The sequence below is a fragment of the Cystobacter fuscus genome (genome assembly GCF_002305875.1).
GTDB lineage: Bacteria > Myxococcota > Myxococcia > Myxococcales > Myxococcaceae > Cystobacter > Cystobacter fuscus_A.
In genome coordinates this window covers 7,881,288-7,904,191 of record NZ_CP022098.1, presented here as the reverse complement: position 1 = coordinate 7,904,191, position 22,904 = coordinate 7,881,288, and the positions used below count along the sequence as shown (strand labels likewise).

Sequence of the window (22,904 nt, the reverse complement as noted above, 5' to 3'; positions counted from 1 at the left end):
TTCTTTAGGCCAGTAGCTCCAACGGTAGAGCAGCGGTCTCCAAATCCGCGTGTTGGGGGTTCGAATCCCTCCTGGCCTGCCAGTTGTTTAGTTGCAGGGACCCTCGGTACCCACGTACCGGGGGTTCCTGTGTTTTCCGGTATCCAGTCGCACTCAGTCAGCGAGGAATCATGGCAGCGGCATCAGAGGCCAGCCAGCAGGCCAACCGTTCGGGAATGGATCCGAAGCGGCTCGTGGTCATTTTCTTCCTCATCGCGGGTCTCATCTTCGCGTTCTTCCTGGAGCACGTCTGCGGCCTCATCTGGGCGCGCGTGGGGTGGAGCGATCCCGTCATCGTCGACGGTCTCGACTGGACGGTCTCGACGCTCCTGGGCTTCGTGATCGCCGCGGGGCTCGTGGTGGGGGCCTACGTGCACCCCAAGACGCACGTGCTCTCGCTGGAGGTCGCCTCGGAGTTGATGAAGGTGACCTGGCCGTCCTGGGAGGAGACCAAGGCGTCGACCATGGCCGTCATCGTCGCGTCGATCGTCGCGGCGATCCTCCTCTTCGGCATCGACACCCTCGCCTACAACCTCATGGTCGAGTGGATTCCTGCCATCTGGGGGAAGTTGTAATGGCGATGAAATGGTACGTGGTCCACACCTACTCCAACTTCGAGAACCAGGCGAAGAAGAGCCTGGAGGAGCGCATCCGTCTCGAGAACCTGCAGGAGCTGTTCGGCGAGATCCTGATCCCCATGGAGCAGGTCGTCGAGATGGTGAAGGGCGAGAAGAAGACCTCGCGGCGCAAGTTCTTCCCGGGCTACATCTTCGTGCAGATGGAGCTCAATGATCGCTCCTGGCACCTGGTGAAGAACACCCCGAAGATCACGGGCTTCCCCGGCGCGGCGCAGAACGAGCAGCCCACCCCCATCTCGGATGCCGAGGTGGCCCGGCTCACCTCGCAGATCTCCGAGGGCACGCTCAAGCCCAAGCCCAAGATGCAGTTCTCCGATGGCGACACCGTGCGCGTCATCGACGGCCCCTTCGCCAACTTCAATGGCACCGTGGAAGAGGTCAACGCCGAGAAGGGCCGCGTGAAGGTGCTGGTCAGCATCTTCGGCCGTGCCACGCCGGTGGAGCTGGATTTCATGCAGGTGGAGAAGACCACCGGTTAGTCGCAGTCTTCCCCGGTCGCTCACGCACCGGGGATCCCCGGGGTGGGAGGCCCGCCTGTCAAGCGGGCCGCGACAACCACCCATTCGAAAGGCAGTCGTCAGCCGATGAAGAAGGTCACAGGACAGGTCAAGCTGCAGATTCCCGCCGGCAAGGCGAACCCCGCTCCGCCGATCGGCCCCGCGCTCGGTCAGCAGGGCGTGAACATCATGGAGTTCTGCAAGCAGTTCAACGCCAAGACGCAGGCGGAGGCCAAGGAAGGTCTGATCATCCCGGTCATCATCACCGTGTATCAGGACCGCTCCTTCACCTTCATCCTGAAGACGCCTCCGGCGGCCGTGCTCATCAAGAAGGCGGCGGGCCTGCACACCGAGAAGAAGAAGGGCTCGGGCGCCAAGAAGCCGGGCAAGGAGAAGGTGGGGCAGATCACCCAGAAGCAACTGGAGGAGATCGCCAAGAAGAAGCTCGAGGACACCACGGCCGGTTCTCTGGAGGCCTGCCAGCGCACCATCGCCGGCACCGCGCGCTCCATGGGCATCGAGATCGTCTAGTCCCCTCCACCTTCACCCTTTTGAATCAAGAGGATTTTCCCCATGCCTCAGTCCGGTAAGAAGTTCCGCGCTGCCGCCGAGAAGGTGGACCGCAACAAGCGTTACAACATCGCCGAGGGCTTCCAGGCCCTGAAGGAGACCACCACCCTCCGCGGCACCAAGTTCGATCAGACCGTCGAGGTCGCGCTCAACCTGGGCGTGGACCCGAAGCACGCGGATCAGATGGTCCGTGGCGCCGTGGTCCTTCCCCACGGCACGGGCGCCACCGTGCGCGTGGCCGTGTTCGCCAAGGGCGAGCGCGCCACCGACGCGGAGACCGCGGGTGCCGACGTGGTGGGCGGCGACGACCTCGCCAAGCGCATCGAGGGCGGCTTCCTCGATTTCGACACCGTCATCGCCACCCCGGACATGATGGGCGTGGTCGGCCGGCTCGGTAAGGTGCTCGGTCCCCGCGGCCTCATGCCCAACCCCAAGGTGGGCACGGTGACCATGGACGTGGCCAAGGCCGTGCGCGACGCCAAGGGCGGTAAGGTGGAGTTCCGCGCCGAGAAGGCGGGCATCATCCACGCCAAGCTCGGCAAGGCCTCGTTCCCCGCGGAGAAGCTCCAGGAGAACTTCAACACCCTGGTGGACCTGGTCATGAAGCTCAAGCCGGCCACCGCCAAGGGCGTCTACCTCAAGGGCGTGGCCATCTCCGCCACCATGAGCCCGGGCATCAAGATCGACACCACCGAGATCCTCGCCCGTCACCGGTAGTCAAGGGTAGGCTAGGGTGGTCGCGGAGTCCTGACGAGGGGGTGTGGCTTCGGTTCACGAAGTCCGCCCCGTTGGTTCGCGACCATCCCCATCACAATTTGCTGGACGTTTTGCGAAGCCGCGGGTATAGCGCCCCGGCTTTTGCAATTGAAGCGCCACGTCGATGAGACGACGCGCTTCAGACATCCCTGGTCCCAGACAGCAGGGATCCGGAGCGGGGCGCGTGCTCTCCGTTGGCAACCGGGCAACCGGTCGGAGGCGCGGGCAGTCCACCGGGTTCAAACGGCTCACCCGAGCCACCCTGCCGAGACTGGAGGTGCGGTGTGGTGCCTCTCGAGGCTCCTCTCGCTCTGCCACCCTGCGTGGCCCAGGTAATCCAGCCCACCCTCGGGTGGGCGTCGTGAGGAGGTGAAACCAAGTGATCAAGAGCGAGAAGGAAGAACTCATCAAGGAGCTCAACGAGAAGTTCTCGCGGGCTCAGACCGCGATCGTCGCTGAGTTTTCCAAGCTGAACGTGGAGACGGTCACCAAGCTGCGCAAGAAGTTCCGCGACGGCAAGGTGGACTACAAGGTCCTGAAGAACACGCTGGCCAAGCGCGCCGCGAAGGGTACCCCGGTGGAGGTCATCGCCGAGGACTTCGTGGGTCCCGTGGCCATCGCCATCAGCTACGACGATGTCGTGGCCCCGGCGAAGATCCTCACGGACTTCATCAAGGATCTCGAGACCATCAAGGTCCGCAGCGCGTCCGTGCAGGGCCGCCGCGTCAACGCCGAGGGTGTCAAGGCCCTGGCGAAGATGCCCGGTCTGCCCGAGCTCCGCGCCCAGCTGCTCGGCATGCTCAACCAGCCGGCCGGCAAGCTCGTTCGCACCATCGCGGCCCCTGGCTCCCAGCTGGCCCGCGTGCTCCAGGCGAACGTGGACAAGCAGCAGCCCAAGTAACCGATTCCAGTAGCCAACCCACCGCACACCTCTGGTCCCACTCGTTCCGGAAGGAAGAGGGGCCGTTACAAGTTGAAAGAAGGACATTCACATGGCTGACCTGAACACGATCATCGACCAGCTCTCCTCCCTGACGGTCATGGAGGCCGCCGAGCTCGTGAAGAAGCTCGAGGAGAAGTGGGGCGTTTCCGCCGCCGCCGTGGCCGTGGCCGCTGGCCCCGCTGGTGGTGGCGCCGCCGCCGCCGCTCCCGCCGAGGAGAAGACGGAGTTCAACGTCGTGCTGGCCAACGCCGGCGCGAACAAGATCAACGTCATCAAGGAGATCCGTGCGATCACCGGCCTGGGCCTGAAGGAGGCCAAGGACCTGGTCGAGGGCGCTCCCAAGACCGTCAAGGAGGGCGTCAACAAGGACGACGCCAAGAAGATCAAGGACCAGCTCGTCGCCGCTGGTGCCACTGTCGAGATCAAGTAGTTCGTTCTCGGGCAGGCGTCGGGTTTCGGGAAATTCCCGGCGCCTCCTGACCGGTTGAGCAGGCCGGCGTGCCCGGAAAGGGTGCGCCGGCTTTGCCCTTTCCGTATCTCTAAATTTCCCGCTGCCGCTGCGCGTTATCCAAGCTCGTCCCGCCCGAGCTTGCTCGCCCCGGAGTTTGAATGCCGACGCAGATCCAGAACAACTTCCGCGTGCGGAAGACCTTCGCGAAGATCGCGAAGACCATCGACATTCCCAACCTCATCAACATCCAGAAGCAGTCCTACGAGAAGTTCCTCCAGGCGGATATTCCGCCCGAGAAGCGTGAGGACCTCGGACTGCAGGGAGTTTTCAAGTCGGTCTTCCCGATCCGCGACTTCAACGAGACGTCTTCGCTGGAGTTCGTCAGCTATCACCTCGAGAAGCCCAAGTACGACGTGGATGAGTGCCACCAGCGTGGCATGACCTACTCGGCGCCCATCAAGGTCGTCGTGCGCCTGGTCGTCTGGGACAAGGACGAGGAGACCGGCGCCCAGTCCATCCGCGACGTGAAGGAGCAGGAGGTCTACTTCGGCGAAATCCCGCTGATGACCCAGAACGGCACCTTCATCATCAACGGCACCGAGCGCGTGGTCGTCAGCCAGCTGCACCGCAGCCCGGGTGCCTTCTTCGACCACGACAAGGGCAAGAGCCACTCGTCCGGCAAGCTGCTCTACAACGCCCGCATCATCCCGTATCGCGGCTCGTGGATCGACTTCGAGTTCGACCACAAGGACATCCTCTACGTCCGCATCGACCGGCGCCGCAAGCTGCCGGCCACGGTGCTCATCCGCGCCCTGGGCGCGGTGCCCGACACGGCCAAGAAGAATCCTCTGGAGTTCCGCGGCTCCACCGAGGAGATGCTCAACTACTACTACGCCACGGAGACCATCTACCTCCAGGGCAACACCGAGTTCGAGAAGTCGGTGGAGCTGGAGCTGTTGCCCGGTCAGCGCGCCACGCGCGACATCAAGACGAAGACGGGCGACATCATCGTCAAGAAGAACCGCAAGTTCACCCGCGCCGCCATCAAGAAGCTCGAGGCGGCCAAGATGAAGACGCTCCCCATCGACGCGGACGAGCTCTTCACCAAGGTGTCCGCCTACGACGTGGTGGACGAGAACACCGGCGAGGTCATCCTCGAGTGCAACGAGGAGGTCTCCCAGGAGAAGGTGGACGAGCTCCTCAAGCGCGACATCAAGGAGTTCAAGGTCCTCTTCATCGACAACCTCAACGTGGGTCCCTACCTGCGTGAGACGTTGATGATGGACAAGATCGAGACCCCCGAGCAGGCGATCATGGAGATCTACCGCCGCCTGCGCCCGGGTGATCCTCCGACGCCCGAGACGGCCACCAACCTCTTCAGCAACCTGTTCTTCAACCCCGAGCGCTACGACCTGTCCAAGGTCGGCCGCCTCAAGCTGAACTTCAAGTTCGGCCTCGAGGAGCCGCTCGACGGGCAGATCCTCACCAAGCGCGACATCCTCGAGGTCATCCGCTACCTGGTGGACCTCAAGAACGGCAAGGGTGTGATCGACGACATCGATCACCTCGGCAACCGGCGCGTGCGCGCGGTGGGCGAGCTCCTGGAGAACCAGTACCGCATCGGTCTGGTGCGCATGGAGCGGGCGATCAAGGAGCGCATGAGCCTCCAGGAGATCGAGACGCTCATGCCTCACGATCTCATCAACGCCAAGCCCGTGACGGCCGTCATCAAGGAGTTCTTCGGATCCAGCCAGCTGTCGCAGTTCATGGATCAGACGAATCCCCTGTCCGAGGTCACCCACAAGCGGCGTCTGTCCGCGCTCGGGCCCGGCGGTCTCACCCGCGAGCGTGCGGGCTTCGAGGTGCGCGACGTGCACCCGACGCACTACGGCCGCATCTGCCCCATCGAGACGCCGGAAGGTCCGAACATCGGCCTCATCGCGTCGCTGTCCACCTACGCCCGCGTCAACGAGTTCGGCTTCGTCGAGACGCCGTACAAGAAGGTGGAGGCCGGCTCGGTGACCGGCGACGTGGCCTTCTACTCCGCGCTCGAGGAGGAGAAGCACACCATCGCCCAGGCCAACGCGGAGACGGATCCCAAGGGCAAGTTCGTCAACGCGCTCGTGTCCTCGCGCCGCGGCGGTGAGTTCGTCCAGGCCAAGGCCGAGGACGTGGACCTGATGGACGTGTCGCCCAACCAGCTCGTGTCGGTGGCCGCCTCGCTCATCCCGTTCCTGGAGAACGACGACGCCAACCGCGCCCTCATGGGCTCGAACATGCAGCGTCAGGCCGTGCCGCTCCTGCGCACCGCCGCTCCGCTCGTGGGCACCGGTATCGAGGCGATCGTCGCCCGCGACTCCGGCGTCACGTGCGTGGCCCGCCGTGACGGCATCGTGGAGAGCGTGGACGCTGGCCGCATCGTGGTGAAGGCCGACTCCGCCGCGGGCGCCTTCGACATCTCCAGCGAGGTCGACATCTACAACCTCCTGAAGTACCAGCGCTCCAACCAGAACACGTGCCTCAACCAGAAGCCCATCGTCCGCAAGGGCGACAAGGTGAAGAAGGGCGACGTGATCGCGGACGGACCCGCCACCGAGACGGGCGAGCTCGCGCTGGGCCAGAACGTGGTCGTCGCGTTCATGCCGTGGCAGGGCTACAACTTCGAGGACTCCATCCTCATCTCCGAGCGCATCCTCAAGGAGGACGTCTTCACGTCCATCCACATCGAGGAGTTCGAGTGCATCGCGCGCGACACCAAGCTCGGCAAGGAGGAGATCACCCGCGACATCCCGAACGTGGGTGAGGAGGCCCTCAAGGACCTCGACGAGAGCGGCATCATCCGCATCGGCGCCGAGGTGAAGCCCGGCGACGTGCTGGTGGGCAAGATCACTCCCAAGGGCGAGACCCAGCTCTCCCCCGAGGAGAAGCTGCTGCGCGCCATCTTCGGTGAGAAGGCTGGCGACGTGCGCGACAGTTCCCTGCGCGTGCCTCCGGGCGTCGTGGGCACCGTCATCAACGCCAAGGTCTTCAGCCGCAAGGGCGTGGAGAAGGACGAGCGCGCCAAGCAGATCGAGTCGATGGAGGAGGCCAAGCTCCTCAAGGACCAGAACGACGAGATCAAGGTCCTGCGCGACAGCGCCTACAACCGCATCCGCACCATGCTCCGGACGAAGGAAGTCCAGGGCAAGCTCGTGGACGACAAGGGCAAGATCCTGCTGAAGAAGGGCGACATCGTCTCCGACGAGCTGCTCGCCACCGTGCCCTACAAGTACTGGACGGAGATCTCCGTCGGTGACCCGCTCGACGGCAAGCTGCGTGACATCCTGCGCAACCTCGAGGAGACCACCGAGGCCGTGAAGCTGGCCTTCGGTGAGAAGATCGCTCGCATCAAGAAGGGCGACGAGCTCCCGCCGGGCGTCATCAAGATGGTGAAGGTGTACGTCGCCATCAAGCGCAAGCTGGCCGTGGGCGACAAGATGGCCGGCCGCCACGGAAACAAGGGCGTGGTGTCGCGCGTGCTCCCCGAGGAGGATCTGCCGTTCCTCGAGGACGGTCGTCCCGTGGACATCGTGCTCAACCCGCTGGGCGTGCCCTCGCGCATGAACATCGGGCAGATCCTCGAGACGCACCTGGGCTGGGCCGCCAAGGGCGTGGGCGAGCAGCTGCAGCGCTACATCGAGGAGAACTACAGCGGCGAGAACCTCAAGAAGCAGCTCAAGACGGTCTACGACGACGCGGCCTTCGGCCGGTTCGTGGACGGCCTGTCCGACGACGAGGTGAAGAGCCTCGCCCAGCGCCTCAAGAAGGGCATCCATGTCGCCACGCCGGTGTTCGACGGCGCGCGCGAGACGGAGATCCACTCGCTCTTCGACGAGGCCCGTCTGCCGCGCACCGGCCAGATGGTGCTCTTCGACGGCCGCACCGGTGAGCCGTTCGACCAGAACGTCACCGTGGGCGTCATGTACATGCTCAAGCTGCACCACCTGGTGGACGAGAAGATCCACGCCCGCTCCATCGGGCCCTACTCGCTCGTCACCCAGCAGCCCCTGGGCGGCAAGGCGCAGTTCGGCGGTCAGCGTCTGGGAGAGATGGAAGTCTGGGCCATGGAGGCCTACGGCGCCGCGTACACGCTCCAGGAGTTCCTCACCGTCAAGTCCGACGACGTGGTGGGCCGCACGCGCATGTACGAGGCGATCGTCAAGGGCGACAACGTCCTCGAGTCCGGTCTGCCCGAGTCGTTCAACGTGCTCCTCAAGGAGCTCCAGTCGCTCGCCCTGGACGTGGAGCTGCTGGAGAGTGCTCCGCCCGAGCGGCAGCGCTCGTTCTCGGGGGACTTCGGCGGCGGCGACAGCGACGACCGCGTGAAGACCGGTACCGAGGCCTAGTTCAGCGTGCCTTCCCCCCGGCGCCCGCTCCCTGAGCGGGCGGGCGCTGGCGGGAGGGTGAAACGAATAAGCGCTCACGCGCTCCAAAGAAGTTCGGAGGCAACGTGAAGGACATTTTCAACTTCTTCGAGAAGCCGAAGGATCCGCTCTCGTTCAACGCCATCCGCATCGCGCTGGCGTCGCCGGACAAGATCCGCCAGTGGTCGCATGGCGAGGTGAAGAAGCCCGAGACGATCAACTACCGCACCTTCAAGCCGGAGCGGGACGGGTTGTTCTGCGCCCGCATCTTCGGCCCGGTGAAGGACTACGAGTGCAACTGCGGCAAGTACAAGCGCATGAAGCACCGCGGCGTCGTGTGCGAGAAGTGCGGCGTGGAGGTCATCCAGTCCAAGGTGCGCCGTGAGCGCCTGGGCCACATCACGCTCGCCACGCCCGTGGCGCACATCTGGTTCCTCAAGTCGCTGCCCTCGCGCATCGGCAACCTGCTCGACATCACGCTCAAGGAGCTCGAGAAGGTCCTGTACTGCGAGAGCTACATCATCATCGATCCCAAGGCGACGCCCCTGCAGAAGGGCGAGCTCGTCAGCGAGGAGAAGCTCCACCGGCTTTACGAAGAGCACGGCGAGGACTCCTTCAGCGCGGGCATGGGCGGTGAGGCCGTGCGCGAGATGCTCAAGGCCCTGGACGTGGTGCGCCTGTCCGAGGACCTGCGCCGCGACATGCGCGAGACCAACTCCGAGGCCAAGAAGAAGAAGTACGCCAAGCGCCTCAAGGTGGCCGAGGCCTTCCGCATGTCGGGCAACAAGCCCGAGTGGATGATGCTCGACGTCATCCCCGTCATCCCGCCCGATCTGCGCCCCCTGGTGCCGCTCGATGGCGGCCGCTTCGCCACGTCCGACCTCAACGACCTGTACCGCCGCGTCATCAACCGCAACAACCGCCTCAAGCGGCTGCAGGAGCTCAACGCCCCGGACATCATCATCCGCAACGAGAAGCGGATGCTCCAGGAGGCCGTGGACGCCCTGTTCGACAACGGCCGCCGCGGCAAGACGATCACCGGCCCGAACAAGCGGCCGCTCAAGTCGCTCTCCGACATGCTCAAGGGCAAGCAGGGCCGGTTCCGTCAGAACCTGCTCGGCAAGCGCGTGGACTACTCGGGCCGCTCCGTCATCGTGGTGGGCCCCGAGCTGCGCCTGCACCAGTGCGGTCTGCCCAAGATCATGGCGCTCGAGCTCTTCAAGCCGTTCATCTACAACAAGCTCGAAGAGAAGGGCTACGTCACCACCATCAAGAGCGCCAAGAAGATGGTGGAGAAGGAGCGTCCCGAGGTCTGGGACATCCTCGAGGACGTGATCCGCGAGCACCCGGTGCTCCTCAACCGCGCCCCCACGCTGCACCGTCTGGGCATGCAGGCCTTCGAGCCCGTCCTCATCGAGGGCAAGGCCATCCAGCTGCACCCGCTCGTGTGCGCCGCGTTCAACGCGGACTTCGACGGCGACCAGATGGCCGTCCACGTGCCGCTGTCCATCGAGGCCCAGATGGAGGCGCGCGTGCTGATGATGTCCACCAACAACATCCTCAGCCCCGCCAACGGCAAGCCCATCATCGTCCCCACGCAGGACATGGTGCTCGGCATCTACTACATGACGCGCGCGCGTGAGTTCGCCCACGGCGAGGGTCGCGTGTTCGCCTCGCCCGACGAGGTGCGTGCCGCGTACGACCACGGCGAGGTGCACCTGCAGGCGAAGATCGTCTGTCGCATCCTCGGCAAGCGCAAGGAGACCACCGTCGGCCGCGTCCTGCTCTGGGACATCGTGCCGCGCAAGGTGGGCTTCGACGCCATCAACAAGGTGCTCGACAAGAAGTCGCTCGGCGGCCTCATCGACCTCTGCTACCGCCTCACCGGCGAGAAGGAGACGGTGCTCCTGGCCGATCGCATCCGGAGCCTCGGGTATACCAACGCCACGCGCGCCGGTATCTCCATCGCGCTCAAGGACATGATCATCCCCGCCAAGAAGCAGACCTTCCTGGAGTACGCGGGCAAGGAAGTGGCGGAGATCGAGAACCAGTACCTCGAGGGCCTCATCACCGACGGCGAGCGCTACAACAAGGTCATCGATATCTGGGCGGAGATCACCGAGAAGGTGGCCGCCGAGATGATGCAGCAGATCTCCCAGGAAGAGGCCGTGGGCGACAAGGACGGCAAGCGCGAGACGCGCAAGCAGCCCTCCTTCAACCCCATCTACATCATGGCCGACTCGGGTGCCCGCGGCAGCGCGCAGCAGATCCGCCAGCTCGCCGGTATGCGCGGCCTCATGGCCAAGCCCTCCGGTGAAATCATCGAGACGCCCATCACGGCCAACTTCCGTGAAGGCCTCTCCGTGCTCCAGTACTTCATCTCCACCCACGGCGCCCGCAAGGGTCTGGCGGACACGGCCCTCAAGACGGCCAACTCCGGCTACCTCACCCGCCGTCTCGTCGACGTGGCCCAGGACGCCATCATCAACGAGTACGACTGCGGCACCATGGACGGTCTGTTCATCGGCGCCCTCGTCGAGGGCGGTGAAATCATCGAGGCGCTCGGCGAGCGCATCCTCGGCCGCGTGGCCCTGGACGACATCCTCGATCCGGTGACCAACGACGTGCTCGTGCGCGCCAACGAGGAGATCGACGAGGACCGCGTCAAGAAGATCGAGAACAGCGGGTTGGATCGCGTGAAGATCCGCTCGGTGCTCACGTGCCAGGCCAAGCGCGGCATCTGCGTGGAGTGCTACGGCCGTGACCTGGCTCGCGGCCGCAAGGTGGCCGTGGGCGAGGCGGTGGGCGTCATCGCGGCGCAGTCCATCGGTGAGCCGGGTACCCAGCTCACGATGCGCACCTTCCACATCGGTGGTGCGGCGCAGCGGCGCGCCGAGCAGTCCAGCCTCGAGAACCGCAACCCCGGTACGGTGAAGTTCTCCGGCCTCAACACGGTGCAGAGGAAGGACGGCAGCCTCGTCGCGATGAACCGCAACGGCGAGCTCGTCATCGTCGACGAGAGCGGCCGCGAGCGCGAGCGCTACCAGGTCATCTACGGCGCGCGCATCCTCGTGAAGGAAGGCCAGAAGCTCGAGACCAGCACGCTCCTGGCCGAGTGGGATCCGTTCGCCATCCCGCTGCTCACCGAGGTGGGCGGTATCGTGCGCTTCGAGGACATCATCGAAGGCGTCACGATGAACGAGTCGCTCGACGAGGTGACGGGCCTCACCCGGAAGACGGTCATCGAGTCCAAGGACCCCGACGCCCGTCCGCACATCACGCTGCGCGACGAGAACGGCAACCTCAAGGATCTGGTGTCCTCCAAGGGCCAGGCGAGCTACTTCCTGCCCCAGGGCTCCATCATCACCGTCAACGACGGCGACGAGATCCACGCCGGTGAGGTCATCGCCAAGGTGCCTCGCGAGACCACCAAGACGAAGGACATCACGGGTGGTCTGCCGCGCGTCGCCGAGCTGTTCGAGGCGCGCAAGCCCAAGGACGCCGCGTCCATCGCCGAGATCGACGGCGTGGTCTCCTTCGGCAAGGACACCAAGGGCAAGCGCAAGCTCATCATCACCCCCGAGGTGGGCGGCGAGCTGCGCACGGACCTCGCCAAGGAGTACCTGATCTCCAAGGGCAAGAACATCAGCGTGCACGCCGGCGACCGCGTCAAGGCCGGCGAGGCGCTCATGGATGGCTCGGCCAACCCGCACGACATCCTCAAGGTGCTCGGCGAGAAGGCGCTCGCGGGCTACCTCGTGGATGAGGTGCAGGAGGTCTACCGGCTGCAGGGCGTGAAGATCAACGACAAGCACATCGAGGTGATCGTCCGGCAGATGCTGCGCCGCGTGCGCGTCACCGACGTGGGCGACACCAGCTTCCTCGTCGACGAGCAGGTCGAGAAGTGGGTGTTCGAGGAGGAGAACGAGAAGGTCATGGCCAACGGTCAGCGTCCGGGCGTCGGTGAGCCCCTGCTGCTCGGCATCACCAAGGCCTCGCTCTCCACCGAGTCGTTCATCTCCGCGTCGTCCTTCCAGGAGACCACCAAAGTGCTCACCGAGGCCGCCATCAACGGCAAGGTGGACTACCTGCGCGGCCTCAAGGAGAACGTCATCATGGGCCGCCTCATCCCCGCCGGTACGGGCCTGCCCAACTACAAGCACCTCGACATCGAGGTGGAGAGCCCCGCCGACGAGATCTCCGAGATGGAGGCCGCCCTGGCCGCCACTCACGGGGACGACCTCGTGCCGCCCCTGTCCTCGGGCAGCCGCTCCGAGGGCTCCCAGAGCAGCGGGGCGGCCTAGCCCTCGCTCCTCGTCACGTTGAGGGAAGTTCCAAGCCGCCACTCCGGTTCTCCCCGGGAGTGGCGGTTTTTTTTATGACTTTCAACAGTTTTACAGCTTGACCCGGGTAAGCTGGTTGCACTAATTCGTAAAATTGATGGAGATCGACCCGTGCGCATCCCGGGCGAACATCCAGCAGTGGTCGCAGCAAGCAGCTCGGCGAGCGTGAGCGGTGTTTCACACGATCGAGTGCATGTTGGCTCGATCGCTCCTTACCCCCCCCGCCGTCCTGGCCCCGGGTCGGGACGGCCATGCTGGAGAGTGTGTCATGGACAACGTGGAAATCTCCCAGAAGTACCCCCTGGCGGAGACGTTCGAGCGCGTGTGGAGCCAGGCCCTGCTGGCCGTATCTACCGCCGAGGACGAGGCCACGCGATGTGCGCAGCGAGTGGCCGACCTGGCGGGCTGGAGCCAGGACGAGGTGGCGCGCCAGGGTCGGCTGCTGACGGACCGGCTGACGGGCCACCGCAAGGACCTCGAGCACAACGTGGAGGAGGGAGTTCGGCGCGCTCTATCGGGCTTCATCATTCCGCGGCGTGATCAGATCCAGGACATCGAGACCCGGCTCATCCGACTGGCCGAGCGCATCGACGCCATGGGGCAGAGCAAGTGATGCCCACCCCCTCGACCCGTCAGCGTTGGGCCGAGGGGCTGTTCCGCGGTTTGCACGCGCTGGGCGCCGGGTGTGGAAAGCTCCCCCTGGTGGCCGGGGTCGCCCTGGTGTTGTCCGCCCGCGCGGTGCCGCTGTTCACCCCTCCGGAGGCGCCCCGCACGGCCGAGTCCTCCCGTTTCGAAGCAGCGCCTCCCGACGCGGCGCTCATCGACGCGGTGCTCGCCAAGCGTGCTCCGGAGTTGGGTCTCACCCTGCGGCGGCAGCTCGTCCACGCCATCGCCGAGGAGGCGGGCAAGGCGGGGTATGATCCGCTGCTCATCCTGGCGCTCATCGACGTGGAGTCGGACTTCACGGAAGAGGCCATCTCCGACAAGGGGGCGCGGGGGCTGATGCAGATCAAGCCCAGCACGCTGCACTTCCTCGCGGAGAAGGAGGGGCTGCGGCTGTCGCGCGAGGAGGTGGCCGCGGACCCCGCCCTGGGTGTGCGCCTGGGCATCCGCTACCTGCGCACGCTGCATGATCGCTTCGGGGATCTGGATCTGGCCCTCATGGCCTACAACGCCGGCCCCACGCGCATCTGGCTGGCGAAGAAGGCGGGCGAGCTGGACACCTTCCGCCGCTACCCACGTGCGGTCCGCCGTGACTTCAGGCGTTTCCGGGAAGGGGAGGGGCTGGGCGGCGATTGGGCCATGGCCCAGAGGGAGTCCGAGGAGCCCTCGCCCGAGGTGAAGGGCCCCTAGCGCGCGTGGAGAGGGCGCGTGCTTGTCCGTCCCGGATGGGTGCGCTATCGCTCTGTTCCAGGAGGAGTCCATCACCGCATGCGCCGCGTCATCTCCGCTCTCATCCTCTCGGCTCTGTTGCCCCTGTCGGCTCTCGCCTCGGTGTTCCTCAATGGGGTGCGCATCGACGGCCTGACGAACCAGACCTTCGACAAGGTCTCCTCCGTCCGCCTCGATGATCAGGGCAACGTCCACATCGTCGCCCCGGGCTACACCGTCAAGACGATGGACGTGCCCGCGCCAGTGGCACCCGCTCCCGCGCCCCCTCCGGTGGCCCCCGTGGCACCCGCTCCCACGGCCGCTCCGGTGGCTCCCGCCGCCCCGCCGGCTCCGGCGCCCACCGCTCCCACCCGCATCACCCAGCGCTACTGGCTGGTGACGGAGCAGTCCGCCCAGGGCAAGACGGAGTACGACATCGACCTGTTCATCAACTCCGCGTGGGTGCGCAAGCTGCGCAATGGCGAGGGGCAGGTCATCACGGAGCTCACCCGCTACCTGCGGCCCGGAAAGAACACCGTGCGGCTGATGGCGTCCAAGGTCGTGACGGGTCCGCGGCGCAGCGAGTCCGCCGAGCACGTCTTCGAGGTCATCATCGGCGAGGGCAACGAGGGCGGTGGCCGGGTGATGCTCGACAAGCCCCTCATCCGCTTCCAGCGCAACGCCGCGCAGACCGAGGACGTGACCGAGGAGTTCATCCTCACCACGCGCTAGCGCGGGGGATGGTGCCCAAGCATGTTCGTCATCGACGATAGATTCCGAGGTCTGCCCGCGGCGCGGGAGCAGGTGGTGCTGCTGCACCAGTCCATCAACTCGCCCCACCTGGCCATTCCCGGCAAGCCCGCGGGGCCCGCGCAGGCCTTCGTGGTGGGCCTGCGCGGCGGGAGTGGCTTCGCCGTCTTCATCTACCTGTTCCTGTCCGAGGCCAGGGATTGCGCCGTGTACGCCCCCTCGCGTCGCGGCACGAGCCTCGAGGAAACCCAACAGCATGAGGCCGAGGCGCTCGCCTTCGTGGAGTCCATGGGCTTCATGATGGACAACGCGCACTACGCTTCCCTGTCCACCGCGCAGCAGGATGAGCTGTTGAAGAGCTTGCCCGTCTTCTACAAGGACCCCAAGCTGGCGCCGGGCACCCGGACTCGGGCCGACGAGAAGCGCACGGCCTCGACGAACCTCGGCCGCCTGCTGGCCTCCTTCTGATTCCCCCTTCCGTGACGAGATCCCCCCGAATGCTCTCCCGCGCTTCCTCCCTCTGGTTCCTCGCGCTCCTGCTGGTGGGCTGCAAGCATGTCCCCACCGACAAGGAGCGCGAGGGCGCCGAGATCCACTACGAGCTGGCCCTGCAGGCCCAGCACGCCGGCAACGTGCAGGCTGCCTACATGGAACTCCAGAAGTCGTTGGAGTTCAATCCGGACTACCCGGAGGCGCACCACGTCATCGCCATCCTCCTGCACCTGTCGTTCAACCGCCCCGAGGAGGCCATCGTGCACTACCAGAAGGCCCTGGCGCTGCGTCCGACCTTCTCCGAGGCGAAGACGAACCTGGCCAATGTCTATCTGTCCCAGGCGCGCTATGACGAGGCCATTCCCCTGTACGAGCAGGTACTCAACGACATGCTCTATCCCACGCCCTTCATCGCGCAGAGCAACCTGGGGTGGGCCCAGTACAAGAAGGGCGACAAGGAGCGGGCGGTGCAGAACATCAAGGCGGCGGTGACGATCAATCCCGGCTTCTGCCTGGGCTACCGCAACCTGGGCACCATCTACGAGGAGAGCGGCGAGCTTTCCGAGGCATGCCGCTACCTGGGCCGTTATCGTGAGGCCTGCCCGGAGGTGGCGGATGCCCACCTGCGTGAGGGGGCCTGCCTGGTGAAGCAGGGGAAGTTGGAGGAGGCGAAGCAGAGCTTCACCACGTGCGAGGCCAAGGCGACGAGCCAGAACCTCAAGGACGATTGCCACCGCCTGCTCGAGGCCTTGTAACCAGCGAGTCCCATCCCCGTGGATTACGTCGAATTCGGCAGATATCTGTCCCAGCAACGTGAGCTGCGCGGCCTGTCCCGTGACGAGGTGTCGCGGGTGACGAAGATTTCCCCGAGTCTGCTCGCCGCCCTGGAGGAAGGGCAGATCGAGCGGCTGCCCAACCGGGTCTTCATCGTCAACTACATCCGCTCCTACGCCACCGTCATCGGACTGGCGCCCGAGGAGGCCATCCTCCGCTACGAGGAGGTGGACAAGGCGGCTCCCGAGCCCAGTCCCGTGACGTTGGAGCGTGAGCGGCGAAGGCGCGCCTGGTTGATTCTCGCGGTGGTGCTGCTGGTGCTCGCCGCCGGCGTGTTCGCGGCCCTGGTGGTGACTGGAAAGGTGGCGCTGCCGCAGCCCCGCCCCTGACGCATGGATCGATACACTGACGAGGCGCTGGTCCTCTCCACCGTGGACTATGGGGAAGCGGACCGGCTGGTCACGCTCCTCACGCGCGAGCACGGCAAGCTGACGGCCTTCGCCGCCGGGGCGCGCAAGAGCAAACGCCGCTTCGCTGGCGCGCTGGAGCCCTACATGCGCCTGCGCGTGCAGCTCGTGGAGACGCGGGGCGCCACGGTGCGTCTGGACTCGGCCGACATCGTCGCGGGCTACTACGCGGCACGCGCGGACTTGCCCCTCATCGCCCGGGCCCTCTACGCCGTGGAGCTGTGCCGCGAGCTGACGCGCGACCACGAGCCCCACCCGGAGCTCTTCGCGCTGCTCGAGGGCTACCTGCACAAGCTGGATGCGAAGGAGGCGGGCCCCACCTCGCTGCTGGCCTTCGAGCTGTCGGCGCTGGCCCACGCGGGCCTCATGCCGCGCTTCGACTCGTGCTCGCTGTGCGGCGGCCCTCCGGGTGAGCGGCCCCGCTTCGATCAGGCCCACGGCGGCGCGGTGTGCGAGGCGTGCGCGGTCCGGGCGCGTGACGCGGTGGCCATCTCCGCCGAGCTGCTCTCCGGCCTCCGGGCGCTCCAGGACGGCGAGCGCACCCCGCTGCCCGCGGAGCTCCGGGCCCGGGCGCGCTCGCTGCTCAACCTCTTCATCTCCCACCACCTGGGCCGCCGCCTCAAGAGCGTGGACTTCATGGCCCAGGTGGGGCTGGACTGACGGCGGCGGTCAGGAGGCGGTACATGACGCAGGACGAGGCGGCCGCGTTCGACGTGGTGTGTGTGGGCGAGTGCCTGGTGGACTTCCTCCCCACGCGCGCCGGTGAGCGCGTGCGGGACGTGGCCTCGTGGACCCCGGGCATCGGCGGCTCGCTGGCCAATGTCGCCGTGGGCGTGGCGCGCCTGGGAGGCCGCTCGGCCAGCGTGGGCGTGGTGGGCGAGGACGAGTTCGGCCACCTGCTGCGCGAGCGCCTGGCCGCCGAGGGCGTCGACGTGAGCCGCCTGCGCCAGACGACCGAGGGCCGCACGGGGCTCGTCTTCATCTCGCTCGACGCACAGGGCGAGCGCAGCTTCTGCTACTTCCGCACGCGCTCGGCCGAGTTCCTCCTGGCCGAGCGGGACGTGGACCCCGCCTTCCTCGCCCGCGCGCGGGTGATGCACCTGGGCACCAACTCCCTGGCGCTGCCCGAGGCGCGCGCGGCGATGTTGCGTGGCGTGGAGGCGGCGCGCGCGGCGGGGCGCATCGTGAGTTGTGACCCCAACATCCGCATCCATGCCTGGGAGCAGCCCCAGGTGCTGCGCGAGCTGCTCGGGCGGCTTTTGCCGCGCTGCACGCTGGTGAAGTTGTCCGAGGAGGAGGTGGCCTTCGCCACCGGGCAGCCGGGGCCCGTGGAGGCCCTGCACCACCTGGCGGGCCTGGGCGTGTTGCTGCCCGTGGTGACCCGGGGCGAGGCGGGCGCCGTCTTCCTCTGGAAGGGTCAGGTGGTGCACGTGGAGGCCCCCCGGGCGCGCGTGGTGGACACCACCGGGGCGGGGGATGGCTTCACCTCGGGTCTGCTCCGGGGGCTGTCGCGGCGCTACCCGGACGCGGCGGCGCTGGAGCGGGCGTCCCTCGAGGAGCTGACCGACCTGGTTCGCTTCTCGTGCGTGGTGGGCTCGCGCGTGGTGGAGCACCTGGGGGCCGTGGCGGGCCTGCCCACCGGGGCCGAGGTGGCTTCCGCCATGCCCGGGTGGTTGCGCGAGCAGTCCTCCTGAGGTGCCTGTCGCTTTCGGATAGGACACGGAGCATGCGGGCCGTTCTTGACGCTCCTGGACCCCATCACTAGGGTCCGCGGCGCCATGTACTTCCAGGATTTGATCCTCACGCTCCAGAACCACTGGGCCAAGCAGGGTTGCATCATCAACCAGCCCTATGATCTCGAGGTGGGCGCGGGCACCATGCACCCGTCTACCTTCCTCCGTGCCCTTGGCCCCGAGCCCTGGAACGTGGCCTACGTGCAGCCCTCGCGGCGTCCCGCCGATGGCCGCTTCGGCGAGAATCCCAACCGCCTGTTCCAGCACCACCAGTTCCAGGTCATCCTCAAGCCCGCGCCCAAGAACGTCCAGCAGCTCTACCTGGACTCGCTGCGCGCCATCGGCATGGATCCGCTCGACCACGACATCCGCTTCGTCGAGGACGACTGGGAGTCGCCCACGCTGGGCGCCTGGGGCCTGGGCTGGGAGGTGTGGTGTGACGGCATGGAAGTCACCCAGTTCACCTACTTCCAGCAGTGCGGTGGCTTCGAGTGCAAGCCCGTGTCGGCGGAACTCACGTACGGCCTCGAGCGGCTGACCATGTACCTGCAGAACGTCGAGAACGTCTACGACATCGAGTGGGTCAAGGGCGTGAAGTACCGCGAGGTCTTCCACCCGAACGAAGTGGAGATGAGCCGCTACGCGCTCCAGGAGTCGGACGCGCAGATGCTCTTCGCGCTCTTCGACTCCTACGAGAAGGAGTGCAAGCGCCTCATCGAGCGCGAGCTGCCCTTGCCCGCGTATGACTACGCGCTCAAGTGCTCGCATGCCTTCAACCTGCTGGACGCGCGGGGCGCCATCTCGGTGACCGAGCGCGCCAACTTCATCAAGCGCGTGCGCGACAACGCGCGCCTGTGCGCCGAGGGCTACCTGAAGATGCGTGAGAAGCTCGGCTACCCGCTGCTCAAGACGCCCTGGACCGTGGGCGAGCAGCCGCCAGTGCTCGAGGGCAAGCCGGCTAGCGACTACTGGAAGACGGTGACGCTCAACAAGCCCGAGCAGGCGGAGGTGGCCCGTGGCCAGTGAACTGCTGCTGGAGATCGGCGCCGAGGAGATCCCCGCCTCGTTCATCCTCCCCGCGCTGGAGGACCTCAAGCGCATCATCACCGAGCGTGCCGCCGAGGCCCGGCTCCAGCTCGGCGAGGTGCGCACCTACGGCACGCCGCGCCGGCTCGCGGTGTGGGTGAAGGGCGTGGCGGAGCGGGGCGAGGACATCACCCGCGAGGTGCTCGGCCCCAGCGTCAAGGCGGCCTTCGACAAGGACGGCAAGCCCACCAAGGCGGCGGAGAAGTTCGCCGAGAGCCAGAAGGTCGCGGTGGACGCCCTCTTGCGCGTGCAGACGCCCAAGGGCGAGTACCTGGGCGCCAAGGTGGAGGAGAAGGGCCGCCCGGCGGCGGACATCCTCAAGGACATCCTCCACGCGGCGGTGCATGGCATCAGCTTCCGCAAGACGATGCGCTGGGGTGACGTGGACCAGGCCTTCGCGCGGCCCGTGCAGTGGGTGGTGGCGCTGCTGGGCGGCGAGGTGCTGCCGGTGGTGCTCGGTGACGTGAAGAGCGGCCGCACCACCTATGGCCACCGCTTCCTGTCGCCCGCGGCCATCGAGCTCGCCCGGCCCTCGGACTACGAGGCCGCCCTGGAGAAGGCGAACGTGGTGCCGGACTTCTCCAAGCGCCGCGCCTCGGTGCTGGAGAAGGTGCGCGCGGCGGCCCAGCAGTCCGGTGGCAAGCTGCTGGAGGACGAGTCCCTGGTGGATCAGGTGACCAACCTCGTGGAGTTGCCCAACCCGGTGGTGGGCTCCTTCGAGGAGCGGCACCTGGACCTGCCCCCCGAGGTGCTGGTGCAGGAGATGAAGAGCCACCAGCGCTACTTCTCCGTGGTGGATGCCAACGGCAAGCTGCTGCCGCGCTTCATCGCCGTGTCCAACACGCCGGTGCGCGACGTGAACCTGTCCCTGCGCGGCTACCAGCGCGTGCTGCGCTCGCGTCTGGCCGACGGGCGCTTCTTCTTCGACGAGGACCGCAAGACGCCGCTCGAGGCGCGCACGGAGAAGCTGGCGCGCGTGGTGTGGCAGGGCCAGCTCGGCAGCTACGCGGAGAAGGTGGCGCGCATGCGCTCGCTGGCCGTGAAGCTGGCGGCGTGGACGGGCCATGGTGGGCTCCAGTCCACCATCGAGCGTGCCGCCACCCTGTCCAAGGCGGACCTCGTCACCGGCATGGTGGGCGAGTTCCCCGAGCTGCAGGGCGTCATGGGCCGCGAGTACGCCCGCGCGAGCGGTGAGCCGGAGGCGGTGGCCCTGGCCATCTTCGAGCACTACCTGCCGCGCTCGGCCGAGGACTCCCTGCCCACGCAGGACGCCGGAGCCCTGGTGGGCCTCGCCGACCGGTTGGACACCCTGTGCGGCATCTTCGCCATCGGCAAGGGGCCGAGCGGCGCGGCGGATCCGTTCGCCCTGCGGCGCGCGTGCCTCACCACCATCCGCATCGTGCTGGACCGGGGCTACCGCTTCTCGCTGTCCCAGGCGGTGGACGCGGCGCTCGAGCAGCTCGCGCCGAAGCTCGCCAACGTCAAGCGCAAGGCCGGCGAGCCCGCCGCTCGCGAGCAGGTGCTCGAGTTCTTCCGCGGCCGCCTCAAGGCGCTGTGGACGGAGCAGTACCGCACGGACGTGGTGGAGGCGGTGCTCGCCGCCGGCTACGACGATCTCGTGTCCGCCCACAAGCGCCTCCGGGCGCTCGCCAGCATCGTGGGGCAGGCGGACTTCGCTCCCCTGGCGGTGGCCTTCAAGCGCGTGGTCAACATCGTCGAGAAGCAGGGCAAGGACGTGAGCCGCGGCGGCGTCGACTCCCAGCGCTTCACCGACGACGCCGAGCGCCAGCTCCACTCGGCCTTCGTCCAGGCGCGCACCCGCGTGGGCGATCGGGTCAAGGCCGATGATTTCTCCGGCGCCCTCCAGGAGATCACCGGCCTCAAGCCCACCGTGGACACCTTCTTCGACAAGGTCATGGTGATGGCCGAGGATCGCGATCTGCGCGAGAACCGCATCCGGCTGCTCACGGAGGTCGGCACGCTGTTCAACCAGGTGGCCGACTTCTCGAAGATCCAGTCCGAGGCCTGACCGCCGCCAGACAGGGGAAGCGGGCCCACGTCGGACCCACGTCGGGCCCACCCGCCCCGAGGGGCGGGAATGGTCCGGCCCCTTTGTAGTTGCTCGAAGGGAGGGGGGTTCCTACACTCCGCCCCCCTTCCGACATGCGCATCCTCCTCCCCAGTCTCGCGCTCTTCCTCGTCGCGTGCTCCGAAGCCGAGCCGCGACCCCCGCCCACGGATCGTTTCGTCTACCCGAGCGGCATCCACTACCGCTCCGTGGCCGGTTCCACGCGGGGCATCCTCTACGTGTCGAGCGCCAACTTCGACCGGTGCTTCGATCAGGGCACCGTCATGGCGGTCGATCTGGATCGCGTGGGCACGGAGGGCAACCGGCTGCCGCTGCTGAGCGAGTCGGGCGCCAACCCCGCCGCCCCCGTGGTGACACTCGAGCAGCTCAACGTGCTACCCGAATCCCGGGTCTTCATCCAGAGCTACGCCGGGGAGCTCGCCTACTGGGATCGCGCGGACGCGGCGCCCCGCCTCTTCGTGACCGCGCGCGCCGACGGCGACTTCATCCACTACATCGACGTGCCGGAGCCGACGCGGCTGTCCTGCGTGGGCACCACGGGCAACAACTGCATCGAGGGCGCGTTGTCGCTCACCCAGCTTCCGGGCCAGACGGATGATCTGCCCCGCGCGCCCGCGCCCTTCGGCGTGGGAGTGGGGGCGGGGGGCGACGTGTGGGTGACACACTTGAGCGCCGCGGACTCTCCGGCCGGGTCGGCCCCGTCGGGCTTGAGCAAGGCCTTCCAGTCCTACGTGGTGCGCCTGCCGGGCGACGAGCCCCGGGTGACCACGTCGGACTTCTTCTCGCTGTCCATTCCGGATCTCCCCCAGGGTGGCAGCAACTCGGTGGTCGTCGACGAGCGCTATGTGTTCGTCTCCGGTCGGTTTGACAGGTACGCGTCGAATTACACGTCGGCCCGGCGGTTCCTGCTGCGCGTGCTGGACAAGACCAATCCCGGGCGGGTGATCGATCCCGGGTTGGATTTGAGCTTCGCGGCGAACGACTCCCGGGGGCTCGCGTTGACGGCGAGGCCCGCGGTGTCGGGAGCGGCCAGCCGCCGACTCTACATGGCCGTGCGCGCGCCGGACTCGCTGCTGATCGTGAACGTGGACGGCAGTGAAGGGGATTCGCCCCGCATGTCCGTGGTGGGCTCGGTGCCACTGCCGCTCGGCCCCACGGAAGTGACGCTGGTGCCCCGGGGGGCGGGGCGGGCGGAGCTGGTGCTCGTCTCCTGCAGCGACGCGGGCGTGGTGGCCATCTATGACCCGGACGTGGGGCAGGTCGTGGCCCAGGTGTCGGTGGGGCAGATCCGCGGCATCGAGTCGCCCCGGCCCTTCGGACTCGACGTGCAGCGGGAGGGCAACTCGGCGCGGATCTTCGCCAGCAACTTCGGAGATGGACGCATCTCGGTGATCGACATCCCCAACCTCGACAGTCCCCAGGACGCGCGGCTCGTGGCCTATCTCGGCGCCCGTCAGGACGTGGGGCAGTCCGCGACGTGCACGGAGGTGCAGCAGTGAAGC

Annotated in this window: 19 protein-coding genes and 1 tRNA gene; all 20 read left to right on the top strand. The window is 66.8% G+C overall.

Translation table 11 applies throughout. The features are described 5' to 3' along the window. The first annotated feature begins 6 nt into the window (after positions 1-6). The 20 genes from CYFUS_RS31825 to CYFUS_RS31730 all read left to right on the top strand — a co-directional run bounded on the left by CYFUS_RS31825 (position 7) and on the right by CYFUS_RS31730 (position 22,901). Positions 7-82, top strand: a tRNA-Trp gene (locus CYFUS_RS31825). Positions 83-170: 88 nt separating this feature from the next. Beyond that, on the top strand, positions 171-614 hold the full coding sequence (gene secE, locus CYFUS_RS31820) for a preprotein translocase subunit SecE (RefSeq protein ID WP_095988642.1): 444 nt from the start codon (positions 171-173) through the stop codon (positions 612-614). After that, positions 614-1,156 carry a transcription termination/antitermination protein NusG gene (gene nusG, locus CYFUS_RS31815; RefSeq protein WP_095988641.1) on the top strand — a complete coding sequence of 181 codons (543 nt, stop codon included), beginning with the start codon at positions 614-616 and terminating at the stop codon, positions 1,154-1,156. The genes secE and nusG overlap by 1 nt, the downstream gene beginning before the upstream one ends. Positions 1,157-1,261: 105 nt before the next feature. Beyond that, positions 1,262-1,705 (top strand): 50S ribosomal protein L11, encoded by a 444-nt coding sequence (gene rplK / locus CYFUS_RS31810; protein WP_002628235.1) that lies wholly within the window; start codon positions 1,262-1,264, stop codon positions 1,703-1,705. A gap of 42 nt (positions 1,706-1,747) precedes the next feature. Next, entirely contained in the window at positions 1,748-2,461 is a 714-nt protein-coding gene (gene rplA, locus CYFUS_RS31805; protein ID WP_002628236.1) for a 50S ribosomal protein L1, read from the top strand. Between the two features lie 418 nt (positions 2,462-2,879). Beyond that, positions 2,880-3,401, top strand: coding sequence for a 50S ribosomal protein L10 (gene rplJ / locus CYFUS_RS31800; RefSeq protein ID WP_002628237.1), 522 nt, complete (start codon positions 2,880-2,882; stop codon positions 3,399-3,401). A 91-nt stretch (positions 3,402-3,492) separates the two neighbouring features. Then, the gene (gene rplL / locus CYFUS_RS31795) at positions 3,493-3,873 is read left to right on the top strand and encodes a 50S ribosomal protein L7/L12 (RefSeq protein WP_095988640.1); all 381 of its coding nucleotides are present in this window, start codon (positions 3,493-3,495) and stop codon (positions 3,871-3,873) included. A 179-nt stretch (positions 3,874-4,052) separates the two neighbouring features. Then, positions 4,053-8,279 (top strand): DNA-directed RNA polymerase subunit beta, encoded by a 4,227-nt coding sequence (gene rpoB, locus CYFUS_RS31790; RefSeq protein ID WP_095988639.1) that lies wholly within the window; start codon positions 4,053-4,055, stop codon positions 8,277-8,279. Between the two features lie 104 nt (positions 8,280-8,383). Then, positions 8,384-12,601, top strand: a complete 4,218-nt coding sequence (gene rpoC / locus CYFUS_RS31785) for a DNA-directed RNA polymerase subunit beta' (RefSeq protein WP_095988638.1) — start codon at positions 8,384-8,386, stop codon at positions 12,599-12,601. Positions 12,602-12,908: 307 nt separating this feature from the next. Continuing rightward, positions 12,909-13,253, top strand: a complete 345-nt coding sequence (locus CYFUS_RS31780; RefSeq protein WP_095988637.1) for a hypothetical protein — start codon at positions 12,909-12,911, stop codon at positions 13,251-13,253. Beyond that, positions 13,253-13,993 (top strand): lytic transglycosylase domain-containing protein, encoded by a 741-nt coding sequence (locus CYFUS_RS31775; RefSeq protein WP_095988636.1) that lies wholly within the window; start codon positions 13,253-13,255, stop codon positions 13,991-13,993. The genes CYFUS_RS31780 and CYFUS_RS31775 overlap by 1 nt, the downstream gene beginning before the upstream one ends. A gap of 78 nt (positions 13,994-14,071) precedes the next feature. Next, on the top strand, positions 14,072-14,743 hold the full coding sequence (locus CYFUS_RS31770; protein ID WP_095988635.1) for a hypothetical protein: 672 nt from the start codon (positions 14,072-14,074) through the stop codon (positions 14,741-14,743). Between the two features lie 21 nt (positions 14,744-14,764). Further along, entirely contained in the window at positions 14,765-15,229 is a 465-nt protein-coding gene (locus CYFUS_RS31765; RefSeq protein WP_095988634.1) for a social motility and stimulation tgl protein, read from the top strand. Positions 15,230-15,258: 29 nt separating this feature from the next. Next, positions 15,259-16,008: a social motility TPR repeat lipoprotein Tgl gene (gene tgl, locus CYFUS_RS31760; protein ID WP_095988633.1), complete on the top strand. Its 750-nt coding sequence runs from the start codon at positions 15,259-15,261 to the stop codon at positions 16,006-16,008. An 18-nt stretch (positions 16,009-16,026) separates the two neighbouring features. After that, entirely contained in the window at positions 16,027-16,416 is a 390-nt protein-coding gene (locus tag CYFUS_RS31755; protein WP_095988632.1) for a helix-turn-helix domain-containing protein, read from the top strand. 3 nt (positions 16,417-16,419) lie between these two features. Continuing rightward, positions 16,420-17,154 carry a DNA repair protein RecO gene (gene recO, locus CYFUS_RS31750; RefSeq protein WP_095988631.1) on the top strand — a complete coding sequence of 245 codons (735 nt, stop codon included), beginning with the start codon at positions 16,420-16,422 and terminating at the stop codon, positions 17,152-17,154. A 23-nt stretch (positions 17,155-17,177) separates the two neighbouring features. After that, a complete protein-coding gene (locus tag CYFUS_RS31745; protein WP_095988630.1) occupies positions 17,178-18,188 on the top strand; it encodes a carbohydrate kinase family protein in 1,011 nt (336 codons plus the stop codon). 84 nt (positions 18,189-18,272) lie between these two features. Further along, entirely contained in the window at positions 18,273-19,253 is a 981-nt protein-coding gene (gene glyQ / locus CYFUS_RS31740; RefSeq protein WP_095988629.1) for a glycine--tRNA ligase subunit alpha, read from the top strand. After that, complete coding sequence (gene glyS / locus CYFUS_RS31735) at positions 19,243-21,342, top strand: glycine--tRNA ligase subunit beta (protein ID WP_095988628.1); 2,100 nt, start codon at positions 19,243-19,245, stop codon at positions 21,340-21,342. The genes glyQ and glyS overlap by 11 nt, the downstream gene beginning before the upstream one ends. 134 nt (positions 21,343-21,476) lie before the next feature. Beyond that, entirely contained in the window at positions 21,477-22,901 is a 1,425-nt protein-coding gene (locus tag CYFUS_RS31730; RefSeq protein WP_095988627.1) for a YncE family protein, read from the top strand. Positions 22,902-22,904: the final 3 nt, after the last annotated feature.

What these genes read in the sequence shown, in the direction of transcription:
- glyQ (WP_095988629.1), top strand. Translation starts at nt 18,273, where the DNA reads ATGTACTTCCAGGATTTGATCCTCACGCTCCAGAACCACTGGGCCAAG.
- CYFUS_RS31745 (WP_095988630.1), top strand. Translation starts at nt 17,178, where the DNA reads ATGACGCAGGACGAGGCGGCCGCGTTCGACGTGGTGTGTGTGGGCGAG.
- CYFUS_RS31775 (WP_095988636.1), top strand. Translation starts at nt 13,253, where the DNA reads ATGCCCACCCCCTCGACCCGTCAGCGTTGGGCCGAGGGGCTGTTCCGC.
- recO (WP_095988631.1), top strand. Translation starts at nt 16,420, where the DNA reads ATGGATCGATACACTGACGAGGCGCTGGTCCTCTCCACCGTGGACTAT.
- rplK (WP_002628235.1), top strand. Translation starts at nt 1,262, where the DNA reads ATGAAGAAGGTCACAGGACAGGTCAAGCTGCAGATTCCCGCCGGCAAG.
- rplA (WP_002628236.1), top strand. Translation starts at nt 1,748, where the DNA reads ATGCCTCAGTCCGGTAAGAAGTTCCGCGCTGCCGCCGAGAAGGTGGAC.
- CYFUS_RS31730 (WP_095988627.1), top strand. Translation starts at nt 21,477, where the DNA reads ATGCGCATCCTCCTCCCCAGTCTCGCGCTCTTCCTCGTCGCGTGCTCC.
- rplL (WP_095988640.1), top strand. Translation starts at nt 3,493, where the DNA reads ATGGCTGACCTGAACACGATCATCGACCAGCTCTCCTCCCTGACGGTC.
- secE (WP_095988642.1), top strand. Translation starts at nt 171, where the DNA reads ATGGCAGCGGCATCAGAGGCCAGCCAGCAGGCCAACCGTTCGGGAATG.
- nusG (WP_095988641.1), top strand. Translation starts at nt 614, where the DNA reads ATGGCGATGAAATGGTACGTGGTCCACACCTACTCCAACTTCGAGAAC.
- CYFUS_RS31780 (WP_095988637.1), top strand. Translation starts at nt 12,909, where the DNA reads ATGGACAACGTGGAAATCTCCCAGAAGTACCCCCTGGCGGAGACGTTC.
- CYFUS_RS31765 (WP_095988634.1), top strand. Translation starts at nt 14,765, where the DNA reads ATGTTCGTCATCGACGATAGATTCCGAGGTCTGCCCGCGGCGCGGGAG.
- rpoB (WP_095988639.1), top strand. Translation starts at nt 4,053, where the DNA reads ATGCCGACGCAGATCCAGAACAACTTCCGCGTGCGGAAGACCTTCGCG.
- tgl (WP_095988633.1), top strand. Translation starts at nt 15,259, where the DNA reads ATGCTCTCCCGCGCTTCCTCCCTCTGGTTCCTCGCGCTCCTGCTGGTG.
- CYFUS_RS31770 (WP_095988635.1), top strand. Translation starts at nt 14,072, where the DNA reads ATGCGCCGCGTCATCTCCGCTCTCATCCTCTCGGCTCTGTTGCCCCTG.